8 protein-coding genes and 5 tRNA genes are annotated in these 10,214 nt (G+C 71.3%); 9 read left to right on the top strand and 4 right to left on the bottom strand.

Annotation, left to right across the window (positions count from 1 at the left end):
- The 4 genes from ACIRPP_RS29100 to ACIRPP_RS29085 all read right to left on the bottom strand — a co-directional run.
- On the bottom strand, nt 1–513 hold a 513-nt coding region (locus ACIRPP_RS29100; protein WP_403648813.1), incomplete at its 3' end, for a GTP-binding protein.
- On the bottom strand, nt 494–889 hold the full coding sequence (locus tag ACIRPP_RS29095) for a DUF742 domain-containing protein (protein WP_164334572.1): 396 nt from the start codon (nt 887–889) through the stop codon (nt 494–496). The genes ACIRPP_RS29100 and ACIRPP_RS29095, both read right to left, overlap by 20 nt.
- A gap of 111 nt (nt 890–1,000) precedes the next feature.
- Complete coding sequence (locus ACIRPP_RS29090; RefSeq protein ID WP_030231800.1) at nt 1,001–1,414, bottom strand: roadblock/LC7 domain-containing protein; 414 nt, start codon at nt 1,412–1,414, stop codon at nt 1,001–1,003.
- 9 nt (nt 1,415–1,423) lie between these two features.
- A complete protein-coding gene (locus ACIRPP_RS29085) occupies nt 1,424–5,101 on the bottom strand; it encodes a nitrate- and nitrite sensing domain-containing protein (RefSeq protein ID WP_403648809.1) in 3,678 nt (1,225 codons plus the stop codon).
- Between the two features lie 604 nt (nt 5,102–5,705).
- On the opposite strand from ACIRPP_RS29085, the gene ACIRPP_RS29080 reads away from it, so the two are divergent.
- The 9 genes from ACIRPP_RS29080 to ACIRPP_RS29040 all read left to right on the top strand — a co-directional run bounded on the left by ACIRPP_RS29080 (nt 5,706) and on the right by ACIRPP_RS29040 (nt 9,799).
- Nucleotides 5,706–5,894, top strand: coding sequence for a hypothetical protein (locus ACIRPP_RS29080; protein ID WP_403648835.1), 189 nt, complete (start codon nt 5,706–5,708; stop codon nt 5,892–5,894).
- Between the two features lie 139 nt (nt 5,895–6,033).
- Entirely contained in the window at nt 6,034–6,819 is a 786-nt protein-coding gene (locus ACIRPP_RS29075) for a fumarylacetoacetate hydrolase family protein (protein WP_403648806.1), read from the top strand.
- Nucleotides 6,812–8,302: a glutamate--tRNA ligase gene (gene gltX, locus ACIRPP_RS29070; protein WP_403648803.1), complete on the top strand. Its 1,491-nt coding sequence runs from the start codon at nt 6,812–6,814 to the stop codon at nt 8,300–8,302. Before ACIRPP_RS29075 ends, gltX begins: the two co-directional genes overlap by 8 nt.
- A gap of 137 nt (nt 8,303–8,439) precedes the next feature.
- Nucleotides 8,440–9,171 (top strand): HAD family hydrolase, encoded by a 732-nt coding sequence (locus ACIRPP_RS29065; protein ID WP_403648801.1) that lies wholly within the window; start codon nt 8,440–8,442, stop codon nt 9,169–9,171.
- 90 nt (nt 9,172–9,261) lie between these two features.
- A tRNA-Gln gene (locus ACIRPP_RS29060) sits at nt 9,262–9,333 on the top strand.
- Nucleotides 9,334–9,373: 40 nt separating this feature from the next.
- Nucleotides 9,374–9,446: transfer RNA gene (locus ACIRPP_RS29055), tRNA-Glu, on the top strand.
- A gap of 87 nt (nt 9,447–9,533) precedes the next feature.
- A tRNA-Glu gene (locus tag ACIRPP_RS29050) sits at nt 9,534–9,606 on the top strand.
- 21 nt (nt 9,607–9,627) lie between these two features.
- Nucleotides 9,628–9,699: transfer RNA gene (locus ACIRPP_RS29045), tRNA-Gln, on the top strand.
- A 27-nt stretch (nt 9,700–9,726) separates the two neighbouring features.
- Nucleotides 9,727–9,799 (top strand) — tRNA-Glu (locus ACIRPP_RS29040).
- Nucleotides 9,800–10,214: the final 415 nt, after the last annotated feature.

Here is a 10,214-nt window from a genome sequence, read left to right as displayed (position 1 = left end):
GGTGGTGATGATCGGCGTGTCCGGCCCGATCTGGAGCGCCTCGCGCACCTCCTCCGGCTGGTAGGGCTGCTGTCCGTCGAAGCCGTTGAGGGCGATGACGAAGGGCAGGCCGCTGTTCTCGAAGTAGTCGACGGCCGGGAAGCAGTCGGCGAGCCGCCTGGTGTCGACGAGGACGACCGCGCCGATGGCGCCGCGCACCAGGTCGTCCCACATGAACCAGAACCGGTCCTGGCCGGGGGTGCCGAACAGGTACAGGATCAGGTCCTGGTCGAGCGTGATGCGTCCGAAGTCCATGGCGACCGTGGTGGTCGTCTTGTCCCCGGTGTGGGTGAGGTCGTCGATGCCTGCGGACGCAGACGTCATGACGGCTTCCGTGCGCAGCGGGTTGATCTCCGAGACGGCGCCGACGAACGTGGTCTTGCCCACGCCGAAGCCGCCCGCCACCACGATCTTCGCGGAGGTCGTGGAACGGCTCTCGGAGACCGTCCCTCCACTAGAGCTTGCGAAGTCCACTGAGCACCCTTTCGAGCAGTGTCACGTCCGGGGCGCCGGTCGATTCGTCGCCGCCCGGCTGGTGGATGGCGACGAGTCCCGCCTCCGCGAGGTCCGCCACCAGGATCCGGGCGACCCCCAACGGCATGTTCAGCAGCGCCGACACCTCGGCGACGGACTTCACCTCTCGGCACAGGTGGCAGATCCGTTGGTGCTCCGGAAGGAGTCCCATGAGCGCTGCCGGGTCGGCCGTCGTACTGATCAGTGCCTCGATGGCCAGCTGATAGCGCGGCCTGGTCCGGCCGCCGGTCATCGCATACGGACGTACCAGCGGCTGGTCGCCCTCGTCCTCGTACGGCTCCGCGTACGGATCATGAGAGGCGGTGGGCGGGGTCATGAATCCTCCGGGCGGGACAGCAAGTCGGTCGGTCAAGCCGTCTGAACAGGGCCGGTGGGGGGAATGTGGCGGCCGGACGGTGATTTGGTGAGACGGGTGGTGCCGGGCCGATCAGTGGAGCAGACTTCCCTGTAGTTCGGCGCGCAGGTCCGGGGTGAGGACCGCGCCCGCACGGTCGACCAGGAGCGCCATCTCGTAGCCGACGAGGCCGATGTCGCACTCCGGGTGCGCCAGGACGGCCAGCGACGAGCCGTCCGAGACGGACATGAGGAAGAGGAACCCCCGCTCCATCTCCACGACCGTCTGGGCCACGTCGCCGCCTTCGAAGATCCGGGAGGCACCGGCCGTCAGGGAGGTCAGTCCCGAGGCGACGGCCGCGAGCTGGTCCGCGCGGTCGCGCGGAAAGCCCTCGGACAGTGCCAGCAGAAGTCCGTCGGCGGACACGACGACGGTGTGGGACACCCCGGGGGTGTTGTCCACGAAGTTGGTGATCAACCAGTTGAGGTTCTGTGCCGCCTGGCTCATCGGGCTCAACTAACGCTCCTGCTGGTGAGTGGGCCGCGGGAAGCTGCCGGTCTGGGTGGATCCGGCCTGACGCCCCTGTGCGATACCCCGACGAAGATTGGTCAGCCGGCCGCGCACGTCGTCCGGTGCGCGGGAGACCTGCGGACCGCTCTGGTGCGACTGCTGCTGAGCCGTCCCCGGGACGAGGTTCGCCCGGGGCACCCGGCGCGGCAGGCCGGAGGTGGTGACGCCCCCCGCGGCCGGCTGCCGGACCCGCTCGGCCTGCCGGACCAGCTCGTCGTTGGGCGAGCTGCGCCAGGAGGTCGCTTCGGACCGCTGGGGGCCGGTGGGCCCCTGCGGCTGCTGCTGCGGTGCGGCCGGAGCCGGGGCGTCGCCCTGCTCCTGCTGCTGGCGGCCGCCACCGCGGAACCAGTTGGTCTCCAGCGTGTCGTACAGCGGGGTACGGCCGTCGCCGGGACCGGTCGCCGGGGGCAGGGCCTCCGGCTCGCGCCGGACCGGCCGCTGCTGCGGGGCCGGCGGACGCGGGGCGCCGAGGTCGGACCCGTGCGTTCCGTTCATCTGCGGACGCTCGAACTGGCCGGTGGCCGCCGGGTCCGCAGCACCCTGCCGCTCCGGCAGGGCGTGCCGCCCGGGGGCGCCGCCGCCCTGGCCCGGCGCGGGGAACTGGCCGGTCGAGGCGTTGTCGTAGCCCTGCGGGGCGGGGAACTGACCCGTCTGCGACGGGGTCGGCCGGCCCTGCTGGTCCGCCGGTCCGCCGAAGACGTCACCCCGCACGTACGGGCCGCCGTTCTGCCCGCCGTCCGCACCGGGCCGTTCGAACTGGCCGGTGTTCTGGCCGCCGTTCGTGCCGGGCCGGGCGAACTGGCCGGTGTGCTGCGGGCTGGTGCCGGGGCCGTCGATGCGCGGCATGGCCGCCGTGCGCGTCACGTCCGGTTCGTCGTGGCCGCGCGGCGCGTCGTGCGCCGGGCGCGGCGGTACCTGCGGCTGGGCGTTCTCGTCGCTCCAGCTCGGCACCCGCGGCTGCTGCTGATCGCCGCCGGGCAGCTCCGCCCGCGCGCCACCGCGCGGCGGCAACTGCGGACGACGACCGCGCTCGGCGTTGCCCTTGCCGCGCTGCGGCGGCACCGGGGCACGGCCGCCGAAGGCGTCCTGGCCCTGCGAACCGCCCTGGCCCGCGGCCTGCAGCCCTTGCGGGGCGCCCGGCGCCTGGCCGCCGAAACCGGCGCCCGCGCCGGCGGGGGAGGGGCGGCCCTGTGGCGCGGAGGGCGCGCCGCCCTGCTCGAACAGCGACGGGCCGGAAGAAGCGGGCTGACCCTGCGGTCCGCGCGGCGCGCCCGGAGCACCGTCCCGGCCGGGCAGCGCGGGCCGCGGCCCCTGACCGGAACCGAGCCGGCCGCCGCCGGGGGCACCGGCGCCGAGGGCGGGACCCTGCGGCTGGCCGGCTCCGGTGGCCCGCCGGGCCGCCGCGGCACCGGCGGCCGCAGCCGCGGCGGCGGGACCGCCGGCGCCCTGCTGGCCCGGCATGCCCTGCGGCTTCTTGCCGCCCTGGGCGACGTCGACGGGCAGCATGACCAGCGCGGTCGTGCCGCCGGAGTCGGACGGGCGGAGCTGGATGCGGATGCCGTGCCGCTGCGACAGCCGGCCGACCACGAACAGACCCATGCGGCGGGAGACGGAGACGTCCACGGTGGGCGGCGAGGCGAGCCGCTCGTTGATCGCCGCCAGGTCCTCCGGCGACAGGCCGATACCGGTGTCGTGGATCTCGATCAGGACGCGGCCGTCGGGCAGCGCGTGACCGGTGACCTTGACCTTGGTCTGCGGGGAAGAGAACGAGGTCGCGTTCTCCAGCAGCTCGGCGAGCAGGTGCACGAGGTCGTTGACGACCCGGCCGGCCACTTCGGTGGTCGGCACCGAGGACAGCTCGATGCGCTCGTACTGCTCCACCTCGGAGGCGGCGGCACGGAGCACGTCGACCAGCGGGACGGGGCGGGTCCACCGGCGGCCCGGCTCCTCACCCGCGAGCACCAGGAGGTTCTCACCGTTACGGCGCATGCGGGTGGCGAGGTGGTCCAGCTTGAACAGCGAGGACAGCTGGTCCGGGTCGGCCTCGCGGGACTCCAGCTCGGAGATCAGCGACAGCTGGCGCTGGATCAGACCCTGGGAGCGGCGCGAGAGGTTGGTGAACATCGCGTTGACGTTGCCCCGCAGCAGGGCCTGCTCGGCGGCGAGGCGGACCGCCTCGCGGTGCACGTCGTCGAAGGCCGCGGCCACGCGGCCGATCTCGTCCCGGGAGTGCACACCGACCGACTCCACGGACGTGTCCACGTCCTGCGGGTCGGACTCGGACAGCTGCTTGACCAGCTCGGGCAGCCGTTCCTGGGCCACCTTGGTCGCGGTGTCCTCCAGGCGCCGCAGCGAGCGGATCATGGAGCGGGCCACGACGAACGCGCCGACCAGCGAGACACCGAGCACCAGCAGGATCAGCGCACCGGAGATGATCGCGTCGCGCTCGGTGGCGCTGCGCAGCTCACGGGCCTTCTGTTCCATCTCCTCGAGCAGCGTGTGCTCGATGTTCTTCATCTGGAGGATCTTGGTGCCGCTGTCGTCGAGCCAGTCGCGGTAGGACCGCTTGTCCATCGTCTTCAGGCCGTCCCTGTTCGTCAGGGCGCGGCGGGCGTACGTCTCGGTGGCCTGGATGGTGCTGTTGCCCTCGGTGATGGGCAGGAGCAGGTCGACGGCGTCGGCCTCGCCGTAGACCGTCTTGAAGGCCGCGGTCTCGCTCTTCTCGCTCTGCTGCGCCGACTCGGCGTAGAGCCGGTCGTTCTCCGAGAGGTCACCGAAGGTGGTGTTGCTGGCGGGCAGCGCCGCCGCCAGGATCGCGCGCTGGACCGACGCGTACTCCTTGGCCGCGGAGAACGAGGCCAGTGCGCGCGTGCGCTGGATCATGTCGGGGTTGCTGGTGGCCTCCGCCATGTCCTGGGAGAGATCGACCAGGTTCTCGATCAGGCGGTGGTACGCCTCGACGGTCTGCGTGGCGTTGCGCTCCTGCGCGTACGCAGCGTTGCGCGTCTTGCTGAGGTCGCCGAGCTGACCGGCGATCTGCACGAGGTTCTCGCGGACGCCCTGGAGGTTGCCGTCGTCGCTCGCCCGGTCGATCTGCTCGGAGCTGTCGAGGAAGTTCTTCAGGGCCCGGTCGGTCTTCTCCCGGTGTCCCTTGACCGAGAAGTCGGTCGGCTTGGCGCCGTGCGCCAGCGGGCCGGCCGACTGGTCGCGCTCCTCCTGGAGCGCGGCGGCCAGCTCGGTGGCCTGCTTGGTCATGTCCGTCAGCAGCTTCATGTTGTCGAGCTGCTGGATGTCGTCCATGGACTGGTTGATGCGCAGGGCGCCCAGCGAGGTGGCCGCGACCACCGGGAGCGCGAGCAGCGACACCAGTCGGGTGGAGATGCGCCAGTTGCGCAGGGCTATTCGCGGCCCGGGGCCCGAAGGTTCCTTCGACGGCCGCGCCGGTGCCGAATCCGCTGGTCCCCCGGGCGCGGACGCGCCGGGGCGGTCGCCGCCGTCGCCGGACACGGGCCGGCCCGGAATCTGGGCGTGCTGGGGCGAGGAGCTGCCTGGCATGGCGCCAGTCCCGCCGTGCGGCTCCGGCTCCGCCGAAGCGCTGCCATCCCTCTTGAAACGTCCCTGCACTAGCGTCGCAACCTCTGGACCAGGCACCTCTCCGCGTGAACGGTGAGGCACGGTGTCGGCGTCATAGGGGCGCCCTGAATACGCCCCCGTGGTGGTCGTGAGTGACCGGCGCGGGTTCCCCCATCTCGCCGCCACTCGGCGCGTCGGTGCGCCCCCTGTGCGCCGGCTCGATCCTGCGGCGGTCCGAGGAATTCCAGCACAGTGCAGGATCTCCAACAAGGCCCGTGAACCGAGCCGTGACATACGTGACACCGAGTGAGTGAGCTATCACCAGTCGTGGACCAGGATTCGGCGCAGAACGGACGCATCTCCGCGAGTCGTCCGAGAGGTCCGAGTGTCCCAGTCGCCATGATCGGGAGCGGAATGATGGCTTCAGGTGTCGAATGTCCGTTTTGACGGAAGGGGGTGGCGGTCCGGAATGACCGAAATGCCCTTCACGTCGTGAGCAAACTCACACCCGGATCATGGCGCCCCGCCGCCGTCGGCGGGGAATTGAATGTTTAGCCTGGCGCTTTACAGAGATGGCAAATCCGTCAACCCGCGCCCTGACCGGGGCCCTTCGGGCCCGGTGGGCGCCCACGAGCAGAACAGGGTCAAGTAAACAGTGAAGACGACGACGATGTTCCACAAGATCGCCAACCCGCGGCGCACGACGCTGGCCCACCTCGACGGCGCCGACGAACTGCAGACGCCGGCCCAGCTGGAACACACCGTCGAACTCCCGGCCCGGACTGCCAACCCCAAGCGCACCGTCCTCATGGAGATCCCCGTCGCGGCCGCCGCCGCGCACTGACACCGACACCGGTCAGTACGCACACCGGGCGCCCCTCGTTCAGCGGGGCGCCCGTCGCTGTGCGTGGGGAACCGGCCCCCCGCCGCGTTAGCCTGGGGCGTCAGACTCCAGCCGGCTCAGTCAAGGGGACAGGCATCCCGTGCGCATCGCCAGATTTTCCATCGACGGGAACGTCGCCTTCGGCGCTGTCGAGGGCGACCGGCAGGACGAACTCGTCCTGAACATCATCAAGGGCATCCCGTTCGCCGACTTCGAGCTCTCCGGCACCAGGGTCCCGCTCGGCAAGGTCCGGCTGCTGCCCCCGGTCCTGCCCAACAAGGTCGTGGCCTTCGGCCGCAACTACGCCGAGCACGCGAAGGAGATGGGCAACGAGGTCCCCGACGCCCCCTTCGCCTTCTTCAAGCCCGCCACCTCGGTGATCGGCTCCGGCGACGAGATCCAGTACCCCTCCTTCTCCGAGGAGGTGCACCACGAGGCCGAGCTGGCCGTGGTCATCGGGCGGATGTGCCGCGAGGTCCCCCGCGAGCGCGTCAAGGACGTCGTCTTCGGCTACACCTGCGCCAACGACGTCACCGCCCGCGACGTCCAGCGGCGCGAGAAGCAGTGGGCCCGGGCCAAGGGCTTCGACACCTCCTGCCCGCTCGGCCCCTGGGTGGAGACGGACCTGGACCTCGCCGCCGCCGGCGACCTGACCATCCAGCTGACGGTCAACGGCGCCCAGCGTCAGCTCGGCCGCACGAGCGAGATGATCCACTCCATCGAGGACCTGGTCGTCAACATCTCCGAGGCCATGACCCTGCTCCCGGGTGACGTGATCCTCACCGGCACCCCGGCCGGCGTCGGCCCCCTCCACGTCGGCGACGAAGTCGCCGTCACCATCGAAGGCATCGGCACTCTCACCAACAAGGTTGTCAAGCGTGGTTAGCGCACCCGGCTCGTCTCCCGTACGCGTCCGTTTCTGTCCCTCGCCCACCGGTAACCCCCACGTGGGCCTGGTCCGCACCGCCCTGTTCAACTGGGCGTTCGCCAAGCACCACGGCGGCACCCTGGTCTTCCGCATCGAGGACACCGACGCGGCCCGCGACTCCGAGGAGTCCTACGCCCAGCTGCTCGACGCGATGCGCTGGCTGGGCTTCGACTGGGACGAGGGCCCCGAGGTCGGCGGCCCCCACGCCCCGTACCGCCAGTCCGAGCGCATGGACCTCTACCGGGACGTCGCGGCCAAGCTGCTGGACGCCGGGCACGCCTACCGCTGCTACTGCTCCCAGCAGGAGCTCGACACCCGCCGCGAGGCCGCCCGCGCCGCCGGAAAGCCCTCCGGCTACGACGGCCACTGCCGTGAGCTGACCGACGCGCAGGTCGAGGAGTACCGGGCCCAGGGCCGCGAGCCGATCGTCCGCTTCCGGATGCCGGACGAGACGATCACCTTCACCGACCTGGTCCGCGGCGAGATCACCTACCTCCCGGAGAACGTCCCGGACTACGGCATCGTGCGGGCCAACGGCGCCCCGCTGTACACCCTGGTGAACCCGGTCGACGACGCCCTGATGGAGATCACCCACGTCCTGCGCGGCGAGGACCTGCTCTCCTCCACCCCCCGCCAGATCGCCCTCTACAAGGCGCTGACCGAGCTGGGCATCGCCAAGGGGACCCCGGCCTTCGGCCACCTGCCGTACGTGATGGGCGAGGGCAACAAGAAGCTCTCCAAGCGGGACCCGCAGTCCTCGCTCAACCTCTACCGGGAGCGCGGCTTCCTCCCCGAGGGCCTGCTCAACTACCTCTCCCTGCTCGGCTGGTCGCTCTCGGCCGACCGGGACGTCTTCTCGGTCGAGGAGATGGTCGCGGCATTCGACGTCACCGACGTGCAGCCCAACCCGGCCCGCTTCGACCTCAAGAAGTGCGAGGCGATCAACGCCGACCACATCCGGATGCTCGACGTGAAGGACTTCGCCGAGCGCTGCCGCCCGTGGCTGAGGGCCCCGCACGCCCCCTGGGCCCCCGAGGACTTCGACGAGGCGAAGTGGCAGGCCGTCGCCCCGCACGCGCAGACCCGCCTGAAGGTGCTCTCCGAGATCACCGACAACGTCGACTTCCTGTTCCTGCCGGAGCCGGTCTTCGACGAGGCATCCTGGAACAAGGCGATGAAGGAGGGCTCCGACGCCCTGCTGCGCACCGCCCGGGAGAAGCTGGAGGCCGCCGACTGGTCCTCCGCCGAGTCCCTGAAGGAGGCCGTCCTGGCCGCCGGCGAGGCCCACGGCCTCAAGCTGGGCAAGGCGCAGGCCCCGGTCCGCGTCGCGGTCACCGGCCGCACGGTCGGCCTGCCGCTCTTCGAGTCCCTGGAGGTCCTGGGCAAGGAGAAGACGCTGGCCCGCGTCGACGCGGCCCTGGCGAAGCTCACGGCGGCGTAGTCCGCGCACGCACCCGGTCGGGGGCGGCAGCCGGTGCGGCTGCCGCCCCCGACGCGTGTGCACCGGGCGGCGGGGCGCCCCCGTCCGCTCCCGGGAGCCCCTGCCCGCCCCCGCGCGGGACGGGTACGGTCGGGGGCATGGTGATCCGGGCCGTCGTCTGGGACGTGGACGACACACTCTTCGACTACACCACCGCCGACCGCGAGGGCATGCGGACGCACCTGACGGCCGAGGGACTCCTCGCCGGCCCCGGGTCGGCCGACGAGGCCCTGGCCCGCTGGCGGCGGATCACCGAGGAGCAGTGGGCGCGCTTCGCCGCCGGGGAAGTGGACTTCGTCACGCAGCGGCGCGACCGCACCCGGGTCTTCCTGGGACGGGAGATGACCGACGAAGAGGCCGACGCCTGGTTCCGGCGCTATGTGACGCACTACGAGTCGGCCTGGAGCCTCTTCCCGGACGTGCTGCCCGTCCTCGACGCCCTCGCCGGCAGCCACCGCCACGCGGTGCTCTCCAACTCCAGCCTCCACGTCCAGGACCGCAAGCTGCGCGTGCTGGGGGTGCACGACCGCTTCGAGGCCATCCTCTGCGCCGCCGAGCTGGGCGTCTCCAAGCCCGAGCCGGGCGCCTTCCTGGCGGCGTGCGAGGCGCTGGAGCTGCCCCCGCGGCAGGTGGCGTACGTGGGCGACCACCCGGAGATCGACGGCCGGGGCGCCGCGGACGCCGGACTGCTGTCGGTGTGGATCAACCGCTCCGGCACCCACGCGGCCGTCGAGCCGCCCGGGGGTCCGCGCCGTATCGCGTCGCTGGCCGAACTCCCGGCCGTCCTCGGCGCCCATACTCGTTTTGGAGCCCCGTCCTCCTTCGGGTAATGTTCTTCCTGCGCCGCGGGGCGCCGGTCACCAGGCCGGAACCCCAGGCGCACAGCTAGAACAAGATCCCCTCCGGGGCTTGCGTTCCAGTGGCCTATGGTGTAATTGGCAGCACGACTGATTCTGGTTCAGTTAGTCTTGGTTCGAGTCCAGGTAGGCCAGCTCGCAGAGCTCATCTGCACCGCGGATCACACATCCGCAAGCCCCCGTTGTGTAGCGGCCTAGCACGCTGCCCTCTCAAGGCAGTAGCGCCGGTTCGAATCCGGTCGGGGGTACAGATCCATCCCGCGAAGGCAGTCAGGGTAGCTCCCGCTGTCATCACGGTGACAACACCCGGCCACCGCCGGGTGAGGATCGCCAAGGCCCCCGTTGTGTAGCGGCCTAGCACGCCGCCCTCTCAAGGCGGTAGCGCCGGTTCGAATCCGGTCGGGGGTACTGACTGGTCTAAACCATCATTGGTCTATGGTGTAATTGGCAGCACGACTGATTCTGGTTCAGTTAGTCTTGGTTCGAGTCCAGGTAGACCAGCAGGATCTGCGGCAACGCGTGATCCAGGCCCCCGTTGTGTAGCGGCCTAGCACGCCGCCCTCTCAAGGCGGTAGCGCCGGTTCGAATCCGGTCGGGGGTACACGAGACGAAAGCCCTCCACCACGGTGGGGGGCTTTCGCGTGTTCCCGCTCACTCGGCGAGCGTCTCCAGGTGGTCGAGCTGCCTGCGGGCCACCTGGTGCATCAACTCCCGGTACGGCCGCATCAACTCCCCGTACGGCCGCATCAGTTCGGCCGAAGGAGTAGCCGAGCCGGTCCGTGCACGCTCCGTGCACACCCCAGCACCCGGCGTGGACGCTCGTGGGGCCGGACCGGTTCGCGCACCGGTCCGGGACGACGGACCGGAGGAACGCGGGGGAGCAGGGAAGAGGAGCGCGGGGGCCCGCGGGGGGGGGGGGGGGGGGCCCCCGGGGGGGGGGCCCCCCCCGGGGGGGGGGGGGCCCGCCCCCCCCCCGGCGGGGGGGGGCCGGGGAAGGGGCAGGGGGGCCGGGCGGC

This window comes from Streptomyces sp. NPDC101219 (assembly GCF_044767675.1).
Taxonomy (GTDB): Bacteria; Actinomycetota; Actinomycetes; order Streptomycetales; family Streptomycetaceae; genus Streptomyces.
Note: the sequence above shows the minus strand (reverse complement) of the source record. Positions and strands in the feature narration are given on the sequence as shown.